The organism is Rhodococcus sp. JCM 9793 (genome assembly GCF_055380405.1).
In genome coordinates, this window is record NZ_AP043721.1 from 3138979 (window position 1) to 3162042 (window position 23064).

Consider the following 23064-nt stretch of genomic DNA (forward strand, 5'->3'; position numbering starts at 1 on the left):
CGGCTGAGGCCGGGCGCGCTCGCCGAACGCGCCCTGATCCAGGAATGGCATCGCTGCCGATTCCTGTGGAACGAAGCCGTCCACCAACCCAACACCGGCCGGAAACCGAACTTCAAGAGACTGGGCGCGCTGTCGAACGAGACCCGAGCCCGCTCGCCCTGGTTGCGGGAGGGCCCTCAGGTCGCGCAGCAGCAGATGCTCCGCACCTACGCGCAGGCGTTGGAGGCCTCGTCACCGTCAAGGCCATGGTCGTCCCCGCTACAAATCCCGGAAAAAGACGTTGCCGTCGCTCGAATACACCCGACGCGGTTTCCGGATCCGCGACGGGCAGTTGGTGTTGCCCAAGGGGTGACTATTCCGGTGGTGTGGTCGCGGCGTCGTCGCGGGAAAGAGCAGGCACCGTTGAAGGGCACGTTAAGATGCAGGTCACTTGTGGGAGGCGAGCATCCGCTCGCGGAGGCTGTCGTAGATCGGTGCGACCCCGACAAGGTGAGCGACGATCACTGCTCCTGCCGATGCGAGGAGCATGGGTACCGTGACGCTTGTCGTCCCCGTCATCTCCACGACCAGCGCGATTCCGGTGAGCGGAGCCCGCACGGATGCGCTGAAGAGGGCCGCCATGCCCACGATCGCCATCGGTACGGCCAGCGTGGAATCGATACCGGGGATCAGGATCTCAGCGAGCCGTGCGTACAGCACGCCCCAGAGGGCCCCGAGCGCGAGCAGCGGAGCGAACAAGCCGCCGGGAGTGCCCGCGGCGTAGGACAGCGGACCCGCGACGAATCGGACCACGACCAGCCAGGCCATCATGGGTAGTGCGATGGTCCCGCCACTGACCAGGTGCTGGGACACGGTGTCGCCGCCACCCGCGGCGAGTGGCGAGACCACAGACACGAGACCGATCGTTCCGCCGATCACGGCTGCCCTCACACTCGGCGACACCGAACGTAGGGTGTCGGAGGTAGCCAGCAACCGCATCACAAGCAGGTTGTACAGGGCGCCGGAAAGTCCTGTCAGCAGTCCGAACACCACGAACACCGGGAGGAGTGTGATCGACGGAGGATCGAGGGGGCCGACGTCGAAATCCGGTCGATCGCCCAAGATCAGTCGGGAGCAGGCGACGCCGACTGCCACGGACAGTAGGACCGGTACCACTATGCGGAACCGGAATCCGCGGGTTACCTCCTCGAAGGCGAACAGCGCGCCTCCGATCGGTGCATTGAACGCCACCGCCAGGCCGGCGCCGGCCACCGACGTTTGCAGTAGGCGCACATGCTCGTCGCTCATGTGGGCTCTGCGCGCCGATTCAGCGCCGACCACCGCCCCCATATGTACTATCGGGCCTTCCCTGCCGAGTACGAGGCCCGATCCTATTGCGAGAAGGCCACCGAAGAATTTGGCGGGCAGAACGAGAAGAGGCGGGGGCTCGGCCTGGCCTCGGGCGACGGCCTCCACATGTTGCACCCCGCTCCCGGCGGCGAGTGGGATGGGTCGCACGATCAGCGCAGCCAACGCGGCGCACAGCGCAGTGATCCCTACCGGAATCAGCCAACTCGGACCGGGTAGACCGTGTGCCCAGTGGAGCATGTGGACGCGCCACTCATCGGCGACTGTCAGACACCAGCGAAATGCGCCTCCGATGAATCCGATGACCGCGCCGGCGATGATCGCCAGCACACAGATCACGGTGAGCTCGCGGGCGGGAACAGGTGAGTCCGCCGGTACGGCTTGTGGTTCCGCCATCGACCTCTCCGGGAGAGATGGCGGCGACCGCTGCCGCGGAGGGGCAGAAGATCCCGATGCCGCCGAGATGTACAAACATGGGCCACGGGCCGTCGGCCGTAAGTCACAGTATGCCGATCCACGGCGAGTCCGGCGCTGAAATCGGCATTGTGGTGCCCCACTTTCGACGTGCCCGAGCGCCGGGCCGAACACATCAACGGTCGTGGGTCCGCCGGTTTCGCGAAGAGCCTGTCAGTGCCGATCCGCAGGATGTCGTCGCTGTCGCATCGCACACAGCGTGGAGTTCTCCGGATAGTCGAGGATGTTCATGGGCTGTCACGCCTGAATGTGACAGCATCGGGCGGAGGTTCGCGAGTTCGTCGGCCCCCGGACCGTATGCCGGGGGAGTCCTCGATGCAGATGCGCTCGTGCTCGCGTCGGCCACTCGTGCTGCCGCACTGATCACCACCGCCACGACTGCACCGACCGTGCCGATACTTCGGAGCATTGCGCGGGCGAATACGGACCCCAGGTCGGGCTTCATCACGAGGGCGACGGTCGGCGGGATCCAATAGCCCTGCGGAATCGGCCGGAGATAGAGCGCGGAATATGCCAGCGCAGTGCACAGGCTCAGTCTGCCCACCGAGCCGAGTAATGCGTTGCGGGGCAGCGAGATCGGTCGATCTAGTTGCCTGTGCGCGGGCGAGGCCCCCTAGCGCCCTCAACATGCCGACACCAGGGGCATCTGGGAGCAGATGCCGGATGAGTTCCTCGATCCACTTGCAGCCGAGTTCCGATTCGAACCGCCACGAGAGCATGGCCTCGACAGCGTCGACAGTATGATCGCGGTCGAACGGGGTGAAGTGAAGGTGGGCGACTGATCGTTCAGACCATGGGTGCGCACGACCAGCACAGCACCACCGTCTACAGCCTGAACGACCGGTATCGGGGTATCGAGCACGGTCGATTCGTCATCTTCGTGAGCCCGGACTACCTGACCGAATTGGATCTCTGCACGATGGCCAGATCGTGACATCTTCAGCGGGTGGCGAAGCCTGCCGGATCGGGTGCTCCGCGGTTACCGGGCCGTGTCGTATCCCACTGCGCGTGAGTGCGCAGAGCTGTACTTCCCGGAGGGTAACGAGCTGATACACCGGGATTTCGTTGCTGAGGTATGCAATACGCCTACATCCAAGAGGATCATCGTGCGTCTCGCATCCGGTGCCGAACCCGTCCGCACCGGACGCCCTGTCGCGACGTGACACATTGCGGTGTCGGTGATGCGGCGAATCAGAGAAGGGCAGGACCTGCATCTACATGAAATGAGAGTCACCCACGACGTTGCGTGGGTGACTCTCATTTCAGCGTGCAGATCTAGCCGGTCTGCGTTCGACTGTGAACAACTCAGCAGTCGAAGTACAGCTGGAATTCGTAGGGGTGCGGGCGCAGGTTGACCGGAGCGATCTCCTGCTCACGCTTGAGCGAGATCCAGGTCTCGATCAGGTCGGTGGTGAACACGCCACCCTCGGTGAGGTACTCGTGGTCGGCCTCGAGACGGTCGATGACCGCGGGGAGCGACGTGGGAGCCTGCGGGATGTTCTTGGCCTCCTCCGGCGGAAGCTCGTAGAGGTCCTTGTCGACCGGAGCGAGAGGCTCGATCTTGTTCTTGATTCCGTCGAGGCCGGCCATCATCTGAGCCGCGAAGTTCAGATAGGGGTTGCCCGAGGAGTCCGGTGCCCGGAACTCGAGGCGCTTGGCCTTCGGGTTGTTGCCCGTGATCGGGATACGGACCGCAGCCGAACGGTTGCGCTGGCTGTACACCAGGTTGATCGGAGCCTCGTAGCCTGGCACGAGGCGGTGGTACGAGTTGATCGTCGGGTTGGTGAACGCGAGCAGAGACGGCGCGTGATGCAGGATGCCGCCGATGTACCAGCGAGCGAGATCCGACAGCCCTGCATAGCCGGCCTCATCGTGGAACAGCGGCTTGCCGTCCTTCCACAGCGACTGGTGCACGTGCATACCCGAGCCGTTGTCGCCGAAGAGCGGCTTCGGCATGAAGGTGGCGGTCTTGCCGTGCTGCCAGGCGGTGTTCTTGACGATGTACTTGAAGAGCTGCAGATCGTCGGCTGCCGCGAGAAGCGTGTTGAACTTGTAGTTGATCTCGGCCTGGCCGCCGGTGCCGACCTCGTGATGGCCGCGCTCGAGTTCGAAGCCCGCGTTCGACAGGTTGGTGGAGATCGCGTCGCGGAGATCGACGTAGTGGTCGTACGGTGCGACGGGGAAGTAGCCGCCCTTCGCCCGGACCTTGTAGCCGAGGTTGGGGGAGCCGTCGGCGTTGTGCGAGGCGCCGGTGTTCCAGCTACCCGAGATGGAGTCGACTTCGTAGAACGCGCCGTTCATGGCGGAGTCGTAGCGAACCGAATCGAAGATGTAGAACTCGGCCTCGGCACCGAAGAACGCGGTGTCGGCGATACCGGTGCTGGCGAGGTACTCCTCGGCCTTGCGGGCGACGTTGCGGGGGTCGCGGCTGTAGGACTCACGGGTGAACGGGTCGTGGACGAAGAAGCTGACGTTCAGGGTCTTGGCTGCGCGGAAGGGGTCCAGGCGTGCTGTCGTCACGTCGGGCAGGAGCAGCATGTCGGACTCGTGGATCGACTGGAATCCGCGGACGGATGACCCGTCGAATGCCAGTCCGTCTTCGAAGACATCCTGGTTGAATGCCTTCGCGGGGATGGAGAAGTGCTGTTCGATGCCGGGCAGGTCCGTGAAACGGATGTCGACGTACTCGACATTCTCGTCCGCGATGAACTTGAAGACCTCTTCGGCCGTGGTGAACGCCACGCTTGTGCTCCTTCAGTCGGTGCGCGCCATTTGGTGCTGGGCGCCTGCGTCGGATCAGACCGTATTGACCCGGTGTTGCCCGGTCGTCAAACCTATGTTTCGCCGGTGTTACACATCAGGTTGTCCTGGTGTGAGGCCCGAAGAACGTGGTAGAGGTCACCGACGGGTGCACGGGTCTGCCCTGGTCCGCACGTACCAGACTATCCTGGACCCATGGCGCGGATGACGGGTAGTTGGCTATCGGGCCCCTCGGCGGCTCTTCCTCAGGGGCGGGACGGGGAACAGAAGTTTCCCGGGGAGTGGCTCGGACTTCCCGAACACGGACCGGGTGCCATCGTCTCCTCGGCGAAACGGGTCCTCGCGCTGGCCATCGACTGGTTCTCCTCGATGGCGATCGCGATGGTGTTGGTAGGTGACAATCCCCTCGAGAGCCCATCGCTGTCGGCGTACACGCTTCTCATCTGGTGTGGTGTAGGCATCGTCACAGTGACGTTGTTCTCGTTCACACCGGGGCAGTTCATCGCCGGGATTCAGGTGCTACGTGTGGACACACCCGCCCGCGTCGGACTGATCCGTGCCCTTTCACGTCAGCTCCTGCTCGTCTTCATCGCTCCGGCTCTGGTCACCGACATCGACGGCAGGGGGTTGCAAGATCGCGCGACCGGTACCGCACTCGTACGTTCGCGCTGACGTCTTCCTCCGACGGCTGATTCCTCCAACGGCTGAGGGCCGTCGTCCCGATCGGGACGACGGCCCTCAGCCGTTGGGGGACGTTGGTTCAGCGGCGGCGCATTGTGCGCTGCACACTCCGCATCTTCGCGCCCGCCGGCATCGGGCCCTTCGGCATCGCAGGGCCGCTCTTCTTGGTGCTCAGCGCCGAAAGTCGGCCTTCGATCGCGTCCATCCGCTTGTTGTCGATGTTGCGCGGAAGCTTGTTCAACTGCTTCTGCAGCTGTGCCAGCGGAATCTGGCCTTCCTCGTTGCCGACAGTGAATTCGTAGATCGGAGTGTCGCCGATGAGGCGCGCAACGCGCTTCTTCTCCTGCGCCATCAGGGGCTTGATCCGACCGGGGTTGCCTTCACCGACGAGGATGACACCCGGCCGGCCGATCACTCGATGCAGCGCGTCGAGGTGGGTGGTGCCCGCGACGGCCTGCGAGACACGCCACGCACCCTGAAGGTTGTCGAGGGCCCACGCTGCCGCGCCTGCCTGACCGTCGGCCTTCTTGTAGACGGACTTCTGAACGCGACGGCCGAAGATGATGAACGCTGCGAGGACACCGACGAGGATGCCGATCGGCAGCAGGAACCAGTGGATGTCGAAGATCAGACCGATCACGAAGAACACGACGATCGAGGCGACGAGCGCACCGATCATCCACGGCAGAAGCGCCTTGTCTTCCTTGCGTTGAATCTGGAAGGCCTGCCACAGCTGTGTGCGGCGCTCCTTCGATGCCTGCTTGCGAGCGGCTTTCGCCGCCGCCTTCGCTTCCTTATCGGTCTTGCTGCCCTTCGCCATGACTACCAGGATACTTTCCCCGCGGTGGACTGCCTGCCACCACGGGTACCCATCCGATTTCTAGCTGCCGAAGCGGGCGAGAACCGAGCTGGCTTCCTGGCTCGCGGAGCCCACCTGTGCGAGATGCGCCTGACCGGCAGGCAGTTCGCGGCCGTGGTGAGCCATCGCCTGCGCGTACAAGCGACCGGCGCGATACGACGAACGCACGAGCGGTCCTGCCATCACACCGGCGAAGCCGATCTTCTCGGCCATCTCGGAGTGGGCGACGAACTCCTCGGGCTTGACCCACCGCTCGACTGGATGATGCCGCGGTGACGGACGCAGGTACTGCGTGATCGTGATGATGTCGCAGCCTGCGTCGTGCAGGTCGTGCAGAGCTTCGGTGACCTCTTCCGGAGACTCGCCCATACCGAGAATCAGGTTGGACTTGGTGACGAGCCCGAACTCGCGGGCAGCGGTGATCACGTCGAGGGACCGCTGGTAACGGAACGCAGGACGGATCCGCTTGAAGATTCGCGGGACGGTCTCGACGTTGTGCGCGAGTACCTCCGGCCGCGACTCGAAGACTTCCTGGAGCAACTCGGGCTTGCCGTTGAAATCCGGGATCAGGTTCTCGACGCCGGTTTCGGGGTTGAGTTCGTGAATCTTACGGACGGTCTCGGCGTACAACCAGGCGCCGCCGTCGGGGAGATCGTCGCGGGCGACACCGGTGATCGTCGAATAGCGCAGTCCCATCGACTGCACCGATTCGGCGACGCGGCGTGGCTCGTCGCGGTCGAGTGCGGTGGGCTTGCCCGTGTCGATCTGGCAGAAGTCGCAGCGACGGGTGCACTGCTCACCACCGATCAGGAAGGTGGCCTCTCGGTCTTCCCAGCATTCGTAGATGTTGGGGCACCCGGCCTCTTCGCAGACCGTGTGCAGGCCTTCGCGCCGCACCAGGCCTTTCAGGTCGGTGTACTCCGGACCCATCTTGGCGCGAGTCTTGATCCAATTGGGCTTACGTTCGATTGGCGTCTGCGCGTTCCGGGTCTCGATCCGCAGCAGCTTGCGTCCTTCTGGGGCGACAGTCACGCCATCGATGGTACGCCCGAGCATCCGGTGAAACTTCTTCCGGGTGTGGACATGTCAGAACCGGTGAGTAGTGAACTCCGGCGCGGTCGGGTTCGGTGCAGCAACCGATACGGACTGCTCGAAGGTGACCCGTTCGATGTTGCACTCGGTGACCGGAAGTCGGCCGTCGAGCGCGGCGATGACCGCATCGGCCACTGTCGGAATGACCTCGTGCACCGTCACGTCGCGGCCCAGTTCGCCGGTGAGCGACGTGACTCCGGCATCGCGGATGCCGCACGGGACGATCGAATCGAAGGCGTCGAGTGCGGAGTCGCAGTTGAGGGCGAACCCGTGCATCGCGACACCGCGTTGCACTCGGATGCCGATCGCTGCGATCTTCCGTTCGGCCAGCCACCGCCCGTCACGCAATTCCGCGGGCAGCCACACCCCGGAGCGGCCCTCGACGCGCCCGCACACCAGACCCATGCTGGTGCATACCGTGATCAGTGCCTGCTCGATCCGCCGGACGTAATCCACGACGTCGATCGGCTCGGCGAGCCGGACGATCGGGTAGCCGACGAGCTGACCGGGACCGTGCCATGTGATCTTCCCGCCGCGGTCGACGTCGATGACGGGGGTGCCGTCGGACGGGCGGTCCGAGTCTTCGGTTCGCCTGCCCGCCGTGTACACGGGTGGATGCTCGAGAAGCAGCAGGGTGTCGGCACCGATGCCGTCGGCGCGCTCGGCGGCGAGTTCACGCTGACGCTCCCAGGCCTCGAGATAACCGATCAGGCCCAGCTGCGCCACAACGACCGGCGCAGAATCGAGACGTGCGGAGGACGTGGCATCGCTCATAGGTGTCGACAGTACGCCTCGACGCAGAGCAGAGGCGGGGGTGTTGTCGGGTCGACGACACCCCCGCCTCCGGTCACACGGGTTCGGTAGCTACAGCTGCGCTACATGGTTCACAGACCGAGATCGGCCTCGAACGCGCCCTCCTCGAGACGATGCTTGATCGTCTTGAGGAATCGTCCGGCGTCGGCACCGTCGACGAGTCGGTGATCGTAGGTGAGCGGCAGATAGCACATCGACCGCACACCGATCGACTCGTTGCCGGTCTCGTCCTGGACGACAACCGGGCGCTTGACGATCGCACCCGTCCCGAGCATGCCGGCCTGCGGCGGAACCAGGATCGGGGTGTCGAACAGGGCGCCCTGGCTACCGATGTTCGTGATGGTGAAGGTGCCACCGGAGAGCTCGTCGGGCTTGAGACCACCATTGCGCGAGCGCTCGGCGATATCTGCGATCGCGCGTGCGAGCCCCCCCAGCGACAGGTCGCCGGCGTTGTGGATCACAGGGGAGAGCAGGCCCTGCTCGGTGTCCACGGCGATTCCGAGGTGCTCGGCCGCGTGGTAGGTGATCTGCTTCTTGGCCTCGTCGTACGACGCGTTGATGTTCGGGTGCACCTTGAGTGCCTCGACAACGGCCTTCGCGAAGAACGGCAGGTACGTCAGGTTGACGCCCTCACGCTCGGCGAACGACTTCTTCGCCTGGGTGCGCAATTGTGCGATCTTGGTGACGTCCACCTCGAAGGTCTGCGTGAGCTGCGCAGTGTTCTGCAGCGACTCACGAGTCTTCGTCGCGGTGATCTGGCGGATGCGGTTGGCCTTCTGCGTGGTTCCACGCAGGCCGGCGAGCTCGGGGCGCACACCCGGAGCAACTCCGGACGACGTCGCCGCAGGTGCCGCGGCAGCGGAGGGAGCGGCTGCCGGAGCCTTCTTCGCCTCGGCAGCTGCGAGGACGTCCTGCTTACGGATACGCCCACCGACGCCGGTGCCGTTGACCGTCGACAGGTCGACGTCGTGCTGAGAAGCGAGCTTGCGCACGAGCGGAGTGACGTACGGCGTTGCGTCGCCGGACGGTGCCGACGGAGCCTTCGGTGCCGGTGCCGGTGCCGGTGCCGGTGCCGGTGCCGGTGCGGCCGGAGCAGCCGGTGCCGGTGCGGCCGGTGCCGGAGTCGGTTCGGGTGCTGCCGCGGGCTGCGCTGCGGGCGTCTCGGAGCCGATGACGGCGAGCTGGCCGCCGACTTCGACGGTGTCGTCTTCCTGTGCGGAGATCTCGGTGAGGATTCCGGCGACGGGGGACGGGATCTCGGTGTCGACCTTGTCGGTGGAGACTTCGAGGAGGGGTTCGTCGACTGCGACTTCGTCGCCGACGGCCTTGAGCCATCGGGTGACTGTGCCTTCGGTGACGGACTCGCCGAGCGCGGGCATGGTGACGGGGGTGCCCGCACCGTTGCTTGCCGGGGCGGGTGCTGCAGCGGCGGGGGCAGGAGCGGCTTCCGCCGCCGGTGCTGCAGCGGGGGTAGCGGCGGCAGGTGCCGGAGTCGGTTCGGGTGCTGCCGCGGGCTGCGCTGCGGGCGCCTCGGAGCCGATGACGGCGAGCTGGCCGCCGACTTCGACGGTGTCGTCTTCCTGTGCGGAGATCTCGGTGAGGATTCCGGCGACGGGGGACGGGATCTCGGTGTCGACCTTGTCGGTGGAGACTTCGAGGAGGGGTTCGTCGACTGCGACTTCGTCGCCGACGGCCTTGAGCCATCGGGTGACTGTGCCTTCGGTGACGGACTCGCCGAGCGCGGGCATGGTGACGGGGGTGCCCGCACCGTTGCTTGCCGGGGCGGGTGCTGCAGCAGCGGGGGCCGGTGCGGTCTCTGCGGAGGGTGCTGCAGCGGGGGCAGGTGTCTCAGCTGCCGGAGCGGGTGCGCTACCTGCGGACTCGCCTGCCTCGCCGATCTGCGCGAGCTCGCCGCCGATCTCGACGGTGTCGTCTTCCTGAGCGACGATCTTGATCAGCACGCCGGCAGCGGGGGACGGGATCTCGGTGTCGACCTTGTCCGTGGAGACTTCGAGCAGCGGCTCATCGACTTCGACCGTGTCCCCTTCCTGCTTGAGCCATCGCGTGACAGTTCCCTCGGTGACGCTCTCACCAAGCGCTGGCATCTGGACGGAGAAGGCCATGTCTGTTGACTCCTCGACGGTTGTGTTCGGGTGTGTTGAGTTGTACCGACTCGTGGGTGTCGACCATTGTGTGGTCGCGCTCCCATTGTGCTCGAGGCCGGGGACTCGTGCGGTTGGTTCAGGTGTTCTCTTGGGCCGATACCGGAGGAGGCACGCCCGGAACCATCCTTGCACTCGTCCCCGGCTCATGTTCGACGAGGGGCGGATCTGCTCACACCGCTTTCGCGGTGTGTCCGGCCCCACGCGGCCGTCCCACCAGTCTCGAGGAGGACGGCCGTGCCGAACTCGCGGCATCGATGGGCGACTGTCGTCATCCGTGTTCTGCGACGTCCTCGATCACGGCGAGCATCGTGCGCACCGGTACACCGGTGCCGCCCTTACCCACGTAGCCGAACGGGCCGCCCGTGTTGAAGGCCGGGCCGGCGACGTCGATGTGGACCCACTGCACGCCCTCGGCGACGAACTCCTCGAGGAACAGACCTGCGGTGAGCATGCCGCCCCACCGGTTCGGGCTGACGTTCGCGAGATCAGCGACGCGCGACTCGAGATCCGCGCGCATGTACCGCGGTAGCGGCATCGGCCAGCCGTTCTCCCCGACCTCCTGCGACAGCGCCGCGACCCGGTCGCGGAACTCCTCGGTGCCCATCACACCGGGCGTGCGAGTACCGAGCGCCACCATCTGCGCACCGGTCAGCGTCGCGGTGTCGATCAGGTAGTCGGGCTTGTCCTCGCACGCGCGCACGATTGCATCGGCGAGAATCAGCCGGCCCTCGGCGTCGGTGTTGATCACCTCGACGGTGGTGCCGCCGTACTGGGTCAGGACATCGCCGGGACGCTGCGCCGTCGACGAGGGCATGTTCTCGGCCATCGGCACCGTGGCCGTGACGTCGGCGGCAACCCCCAGCTTCGCGGCGAGTACGACGGTCGCGACGACGGCTGCGGCGCCTGCCATGTCGGAGGTCATCGCCTCCATGCCGGCGGCCGGCTTGATCGAGATGCCGCCTGTGTCGAACGTGACACCCTTGCCGACGAGCGCGACCTTCGGGGCCTTGCGCTTCTTCGAGGCGTACGACAGGCGCACGAGCCGCGGGGGGCGCGACGAACCCTTGCCGACACCCACGATGCCGCCGAAGCCCTGCTTCTCGAGGGCCTTCTCGTCGAGTACCTCGACCTTCAGTCCCGCTGCCTCGCCCAGAGTCTTCGCGCGCTCTGCGAACGACGCCGGGTACAGGTGGCTGGGCGGAGTGTTGACGAACTCGCGGGCAGTCGCGACCGCTTCCGCGATCGCGGTCGATCGGACCAACGCGGCCTTGGCGGTGCGGTCACGGGGCGAGGAGACGAGCAGCTCGATCCGGGACGGCGGCTTCTTGTCGGCGCCCGGCGCTGACTTCTCCGAGCGGAACTCGGTGTAGGTGTACGCGCCGAGTGCGAAGCCCTCCGCGGCAGCACCGAGGTCGACGGCCGACAGGGTGGTCGCCACGGTGGTCACACCGGCCAACGCGCGGGAGGCAGCGCCGGCCGCGCGACGTACCTGCTCGGCGTCGATGCTGTCGGCGGCGCCGAGTCCGACGGCCACGACACTCGCGACGGGGAGCTCGGCGGGCGCGGGCACTCGGGTGATCTCCTCGGCACGACCGGTGGCTCCGACGGCCTGCACCGCATCGAGAATGCTCGCGAGCACGTCTTCGTCGATCACGCCGTCAGCGAGCAGGACCTCGGGGTTTCCGTCGGACGATGTGAGTCCGACGACGAGTACGTCGGCTCGCTTGGATACCGAGCCGGCGAGAACGAGGTCGGGCAACTCCGGGGTCGGTGCGCTCACTGGGCAACTCCTAGGCAGGTGAAGGTGACTGACACGGTGGTCCCGACCGATGTTAGTGATCGCGCGGAGATGTCGTGGGCGTGGCCGGACTGGGCCTCGTCGCGAAGCGGGTCGACTAACCTCATGTCACATGAGTGACCAGGAATTGCAGCGGGGACCGATCCATGCCGTTCACGTCGAACTCGGCGCTACATTCGCGCCGTTCGGTGGCTGGGAGATGCCCGTGTCCTATGCGGGCACGGTCGCCGAGCACGCCGCGGTCCGCGAGAGCGTGGGTCTGTTCGACGTGAGCCACCTGGGTAAGGCTTCGGTCGTGGGGCCGGGTGCGGCAGAGTTCGTGAACTCGGCCCTCACCAACGACCTGACGAAGATCGGGCCCGGCAAGGCGCAGTACACGCTGTGCTGTAGCGAATCCGGCGGTGTAATCGACGACCTCATCGTCTACTACGTCTCGGACGAGGACCTGTTCCTCGTGCCGAACGCCGCGAATACCGCAGCGGTGGTCGCGGAACTCGTCGCGAAGGCACCCGACGGCATCACCGTCACCGATCAGCATCGCGACTACGCAGTCCTGGCGGTGCAGGGCCCGAAGTCCGCCGACATCCTGACGGAGTTGGGCTTGCCGACGGACATCTCGTACATGGGGTTCGTGGACGCGGACTGGAACGGCACACCCGTGCGCGTGTGCCGGAGCGGGTACACCGGCGAACGCGGATTCGAGGTCCTGCCGACCTGGGGCGGCGCCGAGGCGTTGTTCCGTGCGCTGGAGACCGCGGTGCGTGCCGCTGGGGGGCAGGTCGCCGGTCTCGGCGCCCGCGACACCCTGCGCACGGAGATGGGGTACCCCTTGCACGGGCACGAACTGTCGCTCGCGATCTCGCCGCTGCAGGCCCGCACCGGCTGGGCCGTCGGTTGGAAGAAGCCGGAATTCTGGGGTAGGGACGCCCTGCTCGAAGAGAAGGAAGCGGGTCCGAAGCGTCGCCTGTGGGGTATCAAGGCGCTGGATCGCGGAGTCCTGCGGCAGGGACAGACGGTCCTGAAGGGCGGTGCGGCAGTGGGGGAGACTACCTCGGGTACCTTCTCACCGACGCTCAGGATCGGAATCGCACTCGCCCTGCTGGACACGGACGCCGGGCTGGCAGCCGGCGACGAGGTGAGCGTCGACGTGCGTGGCCGCTCGCTTCGTGCCGAGGTGGTCGCTCCGCCGTTCGTCGAGGACCACACCAAGTAGGCGTCGGAGACGATTGGTTACCATTGTCATTCATGACAGGTGTCCTCGAATTCGCTCGCGTCCCGCATCCCTCACCGACTTCCGCGGAGCGGCGCCAGGAAATCCTGGCCGATCCCGGATTCGGCCGGTACTTCACCGACCACATGGTGTCGATCACGTACACAGAGGGCACCGGCTGGCACGACGCGAAGGTCGAGCCGTACGCGCCCATCCTGCTGGATCCCGCCGCGATGGTGCTGCACTACGGCCAGTCGATCTTCGAAGGGCTCAAAGCGTACAGGCAGAGTGACGGCAGCATCGCGTCGTTCCGCCTCGATGCCAATGCGGCGAGGTTCAACCGGTCGGCCGACCGCATCGCGATGCCTCACCTGCCGGAGGAACTGTTCGCGCGGTCGATCACCGAACTGCTCGATATCGATCACGAATGGGTCCCCGAGGCCGGCGGTGAATCATCGCTCTATCTTCGGCCGTACATGTTCGCGACCGAGCCGGCTCTCGGGGTTCGTCCCGCGGCGGAGTACAAGTACCTGCTCATCGCGTCTCCCGCCGGCGCGTACTTCCCGCGCGGGGTCAAGCCGGTGAGCGTGTGGCTTTCGCGCGAATACGTCCGCGCCGCACCGGGTGGTACGGGTGCTGCCAAGTTCGCGGGCAACTACGCAGCCTCGCTGGTCGCGCAGGCGCATGCCGCTGATCAGGGATGCGATCAGGTCGTGTGGCTCGACGCCATCGAGCGGAAGTACGTCGAAGAGATGGGCGGCATGAACCTGTACTTCGTGTACGGGTCGGGTCCTGACGCGCGCCTGGTCACCCCCGCGTTGTCGGGTTCATTGTTGCCGGGCATCACCCGAGAGTCACTGCTCACGCTCGCGACAGACTCGGGTCTGTCGGTCGAGGAGCAGCGCATCAGCACCGACGAATGGCGTGAGAAAGCGGCCTCCGGCGAGATCACCGAGGTGTTCGCGTGTGGCACGGCTGCGGTGATCACGCCCGTCGGGAGCGTCAAGGACCGCGACGGTGAGTTCAGCATCGCCGGTGGAGAGCCCGGACCGATCACGATGGCGCTGCGCGACACGCTGACCGGAATTCAGCGCGGAACTTTCGCCGACACACACGGGTGGATGACGACCTTGCGCGCATGAGTCAGGCATGAGGAGTGGGCGTGTCCGTCGATGACGGGCACGCCCACTTTCACCCGGAACGTCAGACGGCACACGCGGCAACGATGGCGAGCAGGGCAACGCACCCTTCGGTCGTCGCACCGAGCACGTCCCCGACCAGACCACCGAACCGGGTGACGCAGTGCTTCACGAACCACCACGACAGCGTCAGTGCCACGACCACCGCGACCGGGCCGAGCCACAGGGGCCCTGGAACGCACACGGCGGCGGCAGCCGACGCGACGAGACTCCACATCCCGATCCTCACGGGCCCCTGCGAGTCGGCTACGAGTGCTCCGAATCCGCTGCCGTCGGCGGCGGGGAGTCCTCGTCTGCACGCCGGCACGACCGCCACCCGGCCGAACGCGACTGCGAATCCGATCGCTGCCCACGAACCCGCGTCGGCGAGTACACCGAACGACGTGGCCTGCAGGCCGAGTACGACGACCAACGTGGCCACTCCGAAGGGGCCGGCGCCCCCGGATTTCATCACCTCCCGGGCACGTTCGGCAGGGCCGTAACAGCCCAGACCGTCCGCGGTGTCCGCTAGGCCGTCGATGTGCATACCGCGGGTCGCGAGGGCAAGGAATCCGACACAGACCAATCCGATGATCGCCGCACTCGCCCCCGCAACGGCGGCCAGCCACGCCACCGCCGTCGCTGTACCGCCGAGGACCAGCCCGGCGACGGGCGCGGCGCCGATTGCACGACCAGCAACTGCCCGGTCGACGTCATGTGGACCGCGCACGGGTGCGATGGTCAGCCACGACAGTGCCAACGCGACACCGTCGAGAACACGACGCATCAGCTGTCTGCGGGTTCGGCGTGGGGGTCGGCCGCGTCACGGGTCGTCACGCCGGCTTCGGCGAAGGTGGCCATGTTCGCGAGGATGGAGACAGCACCCCGGAGGATGGGCACCGCGGTGACGGCGCCCGATCCTTCACCGAGTCGCATGTCGAACTCGACGATCGGTTCGAGCCGGAGGTGACGGAGGGCGACGCTGTGAGAGGGTTCCGACGACCGGTGCCCCGCAACCCACCAGCGGCGCGCACCGGGCGCGAGTTCCTCCGCGAGCATCGCTGCCGCGGTGACGACCACCCCGTCGAGCACCACGGGTGTACGACGTACCGCCGCTTGTGCGAGATACCCGGCCATCGCGGCGAGATCGGCACCACCGGCGGTCCGCAGCAGCGCGACGGGGTTCTTCACGAACGGGCGTGCCCGCCTCATCGCATCGCGGATCGCAGAGACCTTACGCATCCATCCGGCATCGTCGATACCGGTTCCACGACCCACCGCTGCTACCGGTTCTGTCGAGGTCAGGGTGGCGATCAGGACGGTTGCCGGGGTGGTGTTGCCGATTCCCATATCGCCTGCGATCAGGAGATCTGCGCCTTCGTCGACCTCGCGGTCGGCAATCGCGCGGCCGGCGGCGATCGCGCGCATCGTCTCTTCGTGGGTCAGCGCATCCTCGCGGTCGATGCACCCGCTCGACCGACGGATCTTGTGGGCCGAGATCTCGGGGGCAGTGTCGCAGTCCACCGCCATGTCCACGACTCTGACCTGAGCACCGGCATTGGCGGCCAGCACGTTCACTGCGGCGCCACCGGCGACGAGATTCGCGACCATCTGCGCAGTCACCTCCGGCGGATACGCCGACACTCCGGTTCGTGCGACACCATGGTCACCCGCGAAGACCACCACTCGTGGCTGTCGGAACTGGCGGGGTGGGACCTCTCCCTGACACGACGACACCCAGCAGCCGATTTCCTCGAGCCGACCCAGCGACCCGGCCGGCTTGGTGAGATCCCGCTGCCGCGCCTCCGCCTGCAGGTGGATCTCTCGATCCGGGGCGACGATGGCGGGAAAGTCGATGTAGGCGGGATCGGCCGTCTCGTGCGGTACTGGCGTGGGATCGCTGCTCACAGGTCACCTCTCACGTGGGTCTTCACCGGCTAGACGGTATCAACAGCGTCGCTGGCAGAAAAACGACGACATCTGTCGTTTCTGCCACTGTCGACGCACGATGCCGGTGCGAAGAATCGACACCATGTTGGAACTCGTTCTGGTCGTGGTCGTGCCGGCGGTAATCGCCGGCGGTCTGGAAATCGCCCGTCGCGTACACTCCGGGACTCCCCGTTGGGTGCGCCGAGCATCGATGCGTTACAACTACTTCCGTCCCGCCGACGCGACACGGCCACGGTCTCACGCGCCGAGTGGCGCAGATTCCGCGGCCGAGTCGTTGCCTGTCGTGCTGCAATCGCGCGGTGCACCGCACAATTGAGATACCTCGGGGGTCCGGTCAGATTGCGTCGCCGGGCTTGACCCGAGGAAGCGGCGCCCGCAACTTCCGGATCTGCGATGCGCGCACGAACGCATACCAGCCGAGCCCGAAGCCGCCGTCGGTGGAATCAGGGAATCGCGCTCGGGCCTTCTTGTTGACCATCCGACCGAGGTAGATGCCTTCGATCACCATCAGCAGCATCATCACGAACATCGCGAGCGTGACGTACTGCTGGATGACCGGCCCGAGGAACATCGTCATGATGAGCACCAGCGCGAGGGGCATGAACAGACCGACGAGATTGCGTCGACTGTCGACGATGTCGCGAACGTAGGCGCGCACGGGACCGCGGTCGCGGGGGAGGAGGAACTTCTCCTCGCCGGCCAGCATGCGGTTGCGGCGCTCGGACGCGTCGGAGCGCCGCTGCGCGGACTCTGCTTTGCGCTCGTCCTTCGATTTGGACTTACGCGCCGCCTTACGACGTGCGCGCGCCTCCTTGGCTGTGAGGGGAGCCGGAGCCACCGGGCCGCGACGCTTGCCCTCGGCATCGCGTCGTTTGGGTGTGGGGCGCCCCTTGCCCTCGGTAACCTTCGAGGCGGACGTATCCACCTCGGAGGGAGCCTCGGATACGGACACCTCCGGCTTGTCGGAGTCGTCGGAACCACCGCGGCGTAGCAACTTCACTCTTTCAGGCTATATGGATACTGCGGAGAACCGGAAAACTGCGCGCCGGAGTGGACCCGAGATGCGATGAATGTGAGCAACTCATGTATGAGGAATAGATTCCCGCGCGGTACCGTTGACTCATCCGGGTTGAATTCGAACGACAGGGAGCGCCCATGACTGTCCAGCAAGAGACCGCCACCCACGGCGTCATCATGACCGAGGCTGCCTCCGCGAAGGCGAAGGCTCTTCTCGACCAGGAGGGTCGCGACGATCTCGCGCTGCGCATCGCTGTGCAGCCCGGTGGTTGCGCCGGCCTCCGTTACCAGTTGTTCTTCGACGATCGGTCCCTCGACGGCGACCTCACCGTCGACTTCGACGGCGTGAGCCTCGCCGTCGATCGGATGAGTGCTCCCTACGTCGAGGGCGCGTCCATCGACTTCGTCGATACGATCGAGAAGCAGGGCTTCACGATCGACAACCCGCAGGCCACAGGGTCCTGCGCGTGCGGCGATTCGTTCAACTGAGTTCGACCGTCAGGGCCCCGGCGCGTAACCGTGCCGGGGCCCTGACGTATCTGCCGGGTACCGTGGGACCGCTGCGGCTGTCGCTCGATGCGCCATATCGATTGTCGTAGTCCCGAATCTCGACTTCCCAGATCTCGACTCCGCGGAAAGGCTCTTCCACGTGACCATCGCCGTGACCGGCTCCATCGCCACCGACCACCTCATGCGCTTCCCCGGCCGATTCGCGGAGCAGTTGCTCGCAGATCAGCTGGCACACATCTCGCTGAGCTTCCTCGTCGACGACCTCGTGGTCCGGCGCGGCGGCGTGGGAGGCAACATCGCTTTCGCCATGGGTGTCCTCGGTGGTGCACCGGTGCTGGTGGGGGCCGTGGGCGCCGACTTCGCTGAGTACCGCGGGTGGCTCGAGCAGCACGGTGTCGACTGTGGTGCAGTCCATACATCGAAGACGGCGCACACGGCCCGGTTCGTCTGCACTACCGACGAGGACATGGCGCAGATCGCCTCGTTCTACCCGGGCGCGATGTCGGAAGCCCGAGAGATCTCCCTCGCCGACGTCGTCGAGAAGCACGGAGTAGACCTCGTGCTGATCGGCGCGAACGATCCCGACGCGATGATCCGCCACACCGAGGAGTGCCGTCGGCTCGGCATCCCCTTCGTCGCCGACCCGTCACAGCAGCTCGCCCGGCTCGACGGCCGGCAGGCAGAGGCACTCATCGACGGCGCCGAGTACCTGTTCACGAACGAATACGAGTGGGGCCTGCTCAAGCAGAAGACCGGGCTGACCGACGACGAGATCCGCGCCAAGGTCGGGATGCGCATCACGACCCTCGGAGGTGACGGCGCCCGCATCGTCGACGCCGACGGAAACTGGGTCCAAGTAGGTGTGGTGCCCGAGCGCGCCAAGGTCGACCCCACCGGTGTCGGCGACGCGTTCCGCGCCGGCTTCCTCCTCGGCCACCGCGCCGGGCTCAGCGTCGAGCGTGCTGCACAGCTCGGGTCTCTCGTTGCCGTCCACGTTCTCGAAACGACCGGTACGCAGGAATGGGTCTTCGACCGGGCCGACGCACTCAAACGTCTCGCCGATGCGTACGGCACCGTTGCCTCGGACGAGATCGCTGCGATTCTCTGACGGACCGACAACGACGGTGGCGCCCCTCCCGAAGGTGGGGTGTCACCGTCGTTGTGTGCGTGATGCCGAGTCAGAGCTCGACGGGGTAGGCAGGTTCCTGGATCTGCGGCACGATGCGCTTTTCCACGAAAATGCCGTGCCAGATCATGAACACCAGCAAAGTCCACAATCTGCGGCTGTGATCGATCGGGCCTTCACGATGTGCGTGCAGCATCTTCGTGATCGCCGCCTTGTCCAGAATGTGATCGGTCTGGGACTCGGTGATCACCTGGTGTGCCCAGTCGAAGAGCTCGGTTCCGGCGAGCCAGTGGCGCATCGGAACCGGGAAGCCGAGCTTCGCGCGATGCAGCACATGCGGAGGAACGATGCCTTCGAGGGCCTGTCGAAGTGCGTACTTCGTCGTCTGTTTCGTGATCTTCTGATCCAGCGGCACTTGAGATGCCACCCGGAACACCTCGGAATCGAGGAACGGAACCCGCAGCTCCAGTGAGTTCGCCATCGTCATCTTGTCGGCCTTGACGAGGATGTCGCCGCGAAGCCAAGTGAACAGGTCGAGGTGCTGCATACGTACAACCGGGTCCCACCCGGCGGACTGGGCGTAAATCGGTGCGGTCATGTCCTGATGCGTCCACTCCGGCCGGAACTCACGAAGCACCGAGCGTAGTTGTGCGTCGTTGAAGCTGCGTGCGTTGCCGTAATACCGCTCCTCGAGGGGCATCGACCCTCGGTTGAGCAGGCTCTTGCCCCGCGTGCCCTCGGGGATCCGGTCCGAAAGTCTCCCGGCGGCGCGACGCAACGGCGACGGCAGGTACTCGAACGGCTTCAGTGACAGCGGTTCGCGGTAGATGGTGTAGCCGCCGAACAGCTCGTCGGCGCCTTCACCCGAAAGCACCACCTTCACGTGCTTGCGTGCCTCCCGCGCGATGAACCACAACGGCACCAGTGCAGGGTCGGCGACCGGGTCGTCGAGGTACCAGACGATCTCCGGGATCGCCGCGGCGAACTCGGCGGGGGAGACGACCCTCACGATGTGCCGAGCCCCGATGGCCTCCGCGGATTCCGCCGCAACGTCCACCTCGGAATAGCCCTCGCGCTCGAAGCCGGCGGTGAAGGTGATCAGATTCGGGTTGTGTCGCTTGGCCAGTGCCGCGATGGCAGTCGAGTCGATCCCGCCCGAGAGGAACGAACCGACCGTGACGTCAGCGCGCATGTGCTTCGCGACCGAGTCCTCGAGCGCCTCGGCGATCTCGCGGTAGCGATCCTTTTCACGTCCCACTGCGAACGGACGCACCGGGAAGGTCGGGGTGAAATAGCGGGTCGTCTCCGGCTCGGACCCTGGTCGTACGCGGGCGTAGGAGCCGGACTCGAGACGAGTGATCCGGCGGTGCAAGGTCTCGGGTTCCGGTACGTACTGCAGCACCGTGTAGTGCTCGATCGCCCGCTCGTCGAGTTCGGTGTCGATGCCGATGACGTCGGCGAGCTCGAGCAGGCTCTTCTTCTCGCTGCCGAACGCGGTGCCCGCCGACCCCGTGGCGAGAAACAGCGGCTTGATGCCGAACGGGTCGCGTGCGAGGAAGAGTTCGCGCGTCTCGGTGTCCCAGATCGCAAACGCGAACATGCCACGCAACCGGCGCACCGCGTCGGCGCCCCAGTAGTGGTACGCCGCGACGATCGTTTCGCTGTCGCCCTCGGTTGCGAACGTCGCGCCGTGCTCGTCGGCCAGTTCCTTGCGCAGTTCGAGGTAGTTGTAGATCTCCCCGTTGAACGTCAGCGCGTACCGGTCCGGTTGCTCGGACGGTCCCCATCGCAGGGGCTGATGAGAATGCGCGATGTCGATGATCGACAGACGGTTGAAGCCGAGAACGAGGTCGGCGTCGTACCAGGTGCCGTGTTCGTCCGGTCCGCGGTGGCGCAGGCAGTGCAGTGCGTCGCCGACGCGAGATACGGCGTCATCGCTGGTGCCTTCGTTGGTCAGAAACCCGAGCAGTCCGCACACGGAGTCCGGTACCTCGATTCCAATCGGGAGATGAGTCGATCCCATGGCGTTCACAGCACGCGTGGATGCGGGAACTCTGAACCGGGATCCGACGTTGGTCACTGTGGAGTATGCCGCAGATCTCCGATCGAGTTCGTCATCGGGATCGCGCAAAACACGTCGTCACCCGCGACTGCATCCGGCCGACCCATCCGAGGCGACACGATCTTCGTGCCCCGAGGATGGATAGTGGTCGGCTTTGGTCTACGCTGCGTAGTAATTGGGTCTGCCCTACGGGTGTGCCCTGATGGAATTGCGGCGATCAGGAAGGCGTGAACGTGGCGCAAGGTCGGATCCTTCGGCGGTTCGGGCTCGCAGCATCACTCGGCATTGCAGCCTTGGTGTTGACGGGGTGCTCGAGCGAAGAAGTTCTTCGTTTCGGCTGGCCGGAGGGTGTTACTCCCCAGGCCGAGCGTATGCGCGAGTTGTGGACGTGGTCGGTTCTCGCCGCCCTCGTCATGGGCATCCTCATGTGGGCCCTGATGTTCTGGACGATTCTCTTCCATCGGAAGAAGAAGAACTCGCCGGAGTTCCCGCGGCAGACGGCATACAACGTCCCGCTCGAACTGCTCTACACCGCAGCGCCCTTCGTGGCGGTCTGTGTCCTCTTCTACTTCACAGTCGTCGTCCAGAACTACGTGCTGGAGAAGGATGAAAACCCCAACGTCGTCGTCGACGTCACCGGGTTCCAGTGGAACTGGAAGTTCGGCTACCGGACCGTCGACATGGGCGGATCCGTCTACGACGGTGCGGATCAGGTAGCGGAGGAAGCCACGGAGTCCGAGCCGTTCGATCCGGAGTCGGGCGACCACCATGCCAAGCCGGGCCCCATCCACGGCGTGGGCGTCTCGGATCTGTCGTATCTCAACTACGACAAGATCGAGACGGTCGGCACCACGGAGGAGATCCCTGTCCTGGTCCTCCCGACCGGCAACCGGATCGAGTTCAACCTCGCATCGTCGGACGTCATCCATGCGTTCTGGGTCCCCGAGTTCCTGTTCAAGCGTGACGTGAACCCGAATCCGCTGAACAACAACTCCGACCCGGTGTTCCAGATTTCCGAGATCGAGCGGGAAGGTGCCTTCGTCGGTCGTTGTGCCGAGATGTGCGGTACCTACCACGCAATGATGAACTTCGAGGTGCGCGCTGTGTCCCCGGAGAAGTTCGCGGACTACATCGAGTTGCGTAAGCCCGTCGAGGACGGTGGCGAGGGTCTGACCAACGCCCAGGCGCTCGAAGCGATCGGCGAGTCGCCTATCGCGATCACGACCCACCCGTTCAAGACCGACCGCACGGATCGCTCGGCGAGCGTCGCTGCGGGCGAGTGACACCTCTCATCGACAAGGACAAGTGCTGAAATGAATCTCGAAGCCAAGATCTTCGAACTCGTCACGGTGTTCTTCGTGCTCGTCGCCATCGTGTACGGCACCTTCACGGGACTGTCGGACAAGGGCATCGAATGGGCAGGTCTCACCGCGCTCGTGCTGTCTGCAGGGCTGACGCTCATCATCGGAACCTACTTCCGATTCGTCGCTCGTCGTCTCGACACGCGTCCCGAGGACTTCGAGGACGCGGAGATCAGCGACGGTGCAGGCGACCTGGGCTTCTTCAGTGCTGGTAGCTACTGGCCGATCCTGCTGGCCGGCGCCGCTGCGTTCGCTGCGATCTCCCTGGCGTTCTTCCAGGGCTGGATGATCGTGATCGCGGTCGTGCTGGTCATCGGTGCGTCCGCGGGCCTGGTGTTCGAGTACCATCTCGGACCCGAGAAGCACTGATCGCTTACTGAGCTCACGACGGCGGGCGCCGCACCCACAACGGGTGCGGCGCCCGCCGTCGTTCGTCTCCGATGAGGGAACCCGAAGCTCCCCCTTGATCGTCCCTCGGGACGTCGGCGGTCAGGCGTCAGCCGTATGATCCCCCGGCGTCGAGATCCACGTTCCTCACGGTGACTCCTGCAACGTCGCGCGGTGCTGCGGGCTCGCACGATGTCCGACGCCGCTGCGAGGTGCAGGAGGAATGTCCGCGGAGGATGGCGACGTCGTCGATGTCGAGCACGGGCGTGGCGCC

20 protein-coding genes are annotated in these 23064 nt (G+C 65.6%); 8 read left to right on the top strand and 12 right to left on the bottom strand.

Annotated features, from left to right (window positions below):
• Positions 1 to 426: 426 nt before the first annotated feature.
• Together ACZ46K_RS16605 and ACZ46K_RS16610 are read right to left on the bottom strand one after the other, a co-directional pair.
• Positions 427 to 1743 carry a ClC family H(+)/Cl(-) exchange transporter gene (locus ACZ46K_RS16605; protein ID WP_464743666.1) on the bottom strand — a complete coding sequence of 439 codons (1317 nt, stop codon included), beginning with the start codon at positions 1741 to 1743 and terminating at the stop codon, positions 427 to 429.
• A gap of 193 nt (positions 1744 to 1936) precedes the next feature.
• On the bottom strand, positions 1937 to 2365 hold the full coding sequence (locus ACZ46K_RS16610; RefSeq protein ID WP_054807416.1) for an FUSC family protein: 429 nt from the start codon (positions 2363 to 2365) through the stop codon (positions 1937 to 1939).
• 249 nt (positions 2366 to 2614) lie between these two features.
• Here ACZ46K_RS16610 and ACZ46K_RS16615 point away from each other — a divergent pair, with 249 nt between their 5' ends.
• Positions 2615 to 2755 carry a hypothetical protein gene (locus tag ACZ46K_RS16615; RefSeq protein ID WP_464743668.1) on the top strand — a complete coding sequence of 47 codons (141 nt, stop codon included), beginning with the start codon at positions 2615 to 2617 and terminating at the stop codon, positions 2753 to 2755.
• A 371-nt stretch (positions 2756 to 3126) separates the two neighbouring features.
• Here the strand turns inward: ACZ46K_RS16615 and glnA are convergent, their stop codons facing one another.
• On the bottom strand, positions 3127 to 4563 hold the full coding sequence (glnA, locus tag ACZ46K_RS16620) for a type I glutamate--ammonia ligase (protein ID WP_054807417.1): 1437 nt from the start codon (positions 4561 to 4563) through the stop codon (positions 3127 to 3129).
• A gap of 213 nt (positions 4564 to 4776) precedes the next feature.
• Here glnA and ACZ46K_RS16625 point away from each other — a divergent pair, with 213 nt between their 5' ends.
• Positions 4777 to 5253, top strand: coding sequence for an RDD family protein (locus ACZ46K_RS16625; RefSeq protein WP_054807418.1), 477 nt, complete (start codon positions 4777 to 4779; stop codon positions 5251 to 5253).
• Between the two features lie 88 nt (positions 5254 to 5341).
• Here ACZ46K_RS16625 and ACZ46K_RS16630 read toward each other — a convergent pair whose 3' ends face one another.
• From ACZ46K_RS16630 to ACZ46K_RS16650, 5 genes are all read right to left on the bottom strand, one after another.
• A complete protein-coding gene (locus ACZ46K_RS16630; RefSeq protein ID WP_054810804.1) occupies positions 5342 to 6082 on the bottom strand; it encodes a DUF4191 domain-containing protein in 741 nt (246 codons plus the stop codon).
• 60 nt (positions 6083 to 6142) lie between these two features.
• Positions 6143 to 7153, bottom strand: a complete 1011-nt coding sequence (gene lipA / locus ACZ46K_RS16635; RefSeq protein ID WP_054807648.1) for a lipoyl synthase — start codon at positions 7151 to 7153, stop codon at positions 6143 to 6145.
• 54 nt (positions 7154 to 7207) lie between these two features.
• Positions 7208 to 7987: a lipoyl(octanoyl) transferase LipB gene (lipB, locus tag ACZ46K_RS16640; RefSeq protein ID WP_464743671.1), complete on the bottom strand. Its 780-nt coding sequence runs from the start codon at positions 7985 to 7987 to the stop codon at positions 7208 to 7210.
• Positions 7988 to 8097: 110 nt separating this feature from the next.
• Complete coding sequence (sucB, locus tag ACZ46K_RS16645; protein ID WP_464743673.1) at positions 8098 to 10149, bottom strand: 2-oxoglutarate dehydrogenase, E2 component, dihydrolipoamide succinyltransferase; 2052 nt, start codon at positions 10147 to 10149, stop codon at positions 8098 to 8100.
• Between the two features lie 310 nt (positions 10150 to 10459).
• Positions 10460 to 11971 carry a leucyl aminopeptidase gene (locus tag ACZ46K_RS16650; protein WP_464743675.1) on the bottom strand — a complete coding sequence of 504 codons (1512 nt, stop codon included), beginning with the start codon at positions 11969 to 11971 and terminating at the stop codon, positions 10460 to 10462.
• 130 nt (positions 11972 to 12101) lie between these two features.
• Here ACZ46K_RS16650 and gcvT point away from each other — a divergent pair, with 130 nt between their 5' ends.
• On the top strand, positions 12102 to 13202 hold the full coding sequence (gene gcvT / locus ACZ46K_RS16655) for a glycine cleavage system aminomethyltransferase GcvT (protein ID WP_464743677.1): 1101 nt from the start codon (positions 12102 to 12104) through the stop codon (positions 13200 to 13202).
• Positions 13203 to 13234: 32 nt separating this feature from the next.
• On the top strand, positions 13235 to 14341 hold the full coding sequence (locus ACZ46K_RS16660; protein WP_464743679.1) for a branched-chain amino acid aminotransferase: 1107 nt from the start codon (positions 13235 to 13237) through the stop codon (positions 14339 to 14341).
• 61 nt (positions 14342 to 14402) lie between these two features.
• Here ACZ46K_RS16660 and ACZ46K_RS16665 read toward each other — a convergent pair whose 3' ends face one another.
• The 3 genes from ACZ46K_RS16665 to ACZ46K_RS16675 form a co-directional block, all read right to left on the bottom strand.
• A complete protein-coding gene (locus tag ACZ46K_RS16665; RefSeq protein ID WP_464743681.1) occupies positions 14403 to 15164 on the bottom strand; it encodes an adenosylcobinamide-GDP ribazoletransferase in 762 nt (253 codons plus the stop codon).
• On the bottom strand, positions 15164 to 16234 hold the full coding sequence (gene cobT / locus ACZ46K_RS16670; RefSeq protein WP_054806296.1) for a nicotinate-nucleotide--dimethylbenzimidazole phosphoribosyltransferase: 1071 nt from the start codon (positions 16232 to 16234) through the stop codon (positions 15164 to 15166). The genes ACZ46K_RS16665 and cobT overlap by 1 nt, the downstream gene beginning before the upstream one ends.
• A 427-nt stretch (positions 16235 to 16661) precedes the next feature.
• Complete coding sequence (locus ACZ46K_RS16675) at positions 16662 to 17327, bottom strand: DUF3043 domain-containing protein (protein ID WP_054810591.1); 666 nt, start codon at positions 17325 to 17327, stop codon at positions 16662 to 16664.
• Positions 17328 to 17482: 155 nt separating this feature from the next.
• On the opposite strand from ACZ46K_RS16675, the gene ACZ46K_RS16680 reads away from it, so the two are divergent.
• A complete protein-coding gene (locus tag ACZ46K_RS16680; RefSeq protein ID WP_054806293.1) occupies positions 17483 to 17833 on the top strand; it encodes a HesB/IscA family protein in 351 nt (116 codons plus the stop codon).
• A gap of 160 nt (positions 17834 to 17993) precedes the next feature.
• A complete protein-coding gene (locus tag ACZ46K_RS16685) occupies positions 17994 to 18962 on the top strand; it encodes a carbohydrate kinase family protein (RefSeq protein ID WP_054806292.1) in 969 nt (322 codons plus the stop codon).
• Between the two features lie 70 nt (positions 18963 to 19032).
• Here the strand turns inward: ACZ46K_RS16685 and asnB are convergent, their stop codons facing one another.
• Positions 19033 to 20958, bottom strand: a complete 1926-nt coding sequence (asnB, locus tag ACZ46K_RS16690; protein ID WP_464749355.1) for an asparagine synthase (glutamine-hydrolyzing) — start codon at positions 20956 to 20958, stop codon at positions 19033 to 19035.
• Between the two features lie 311 nt (positions 20959 to 21269).
• On the opposite strand from asnB, the gene ctaC reads away from it, so the two are divergent.
• On the top strand, positions 21270 to 22325 hold the full coding sequence (gene ctaC, locus ACZ46K_RS16695; RefSeq protein WP_464743684.1) for an aa3-type cytochrome oxidase subunit II: 1056 nt from the start codon (positions 21270 to 21272) through the stop codon (positions 22323 to 22325).
• A 30-nt stretch (positions 22326 to 22355) separates the two neighbouring features.
• The gene (locus ACZ46K_RS16700) at positions 22356 to 22772 is read left to right on the top strand and encodes a cytochrome c oxidase subunit 4 (RefSeq protein ID WP_464743685.1); all 417 of its coding nucleotides are present in this window, start codon (positions 22356 to 22358) and stop codon (positions 22770 to 22772) included.
• The last annotated feature ends 292 nt before the right edge of the window (positions 22773 to 23064 follow it).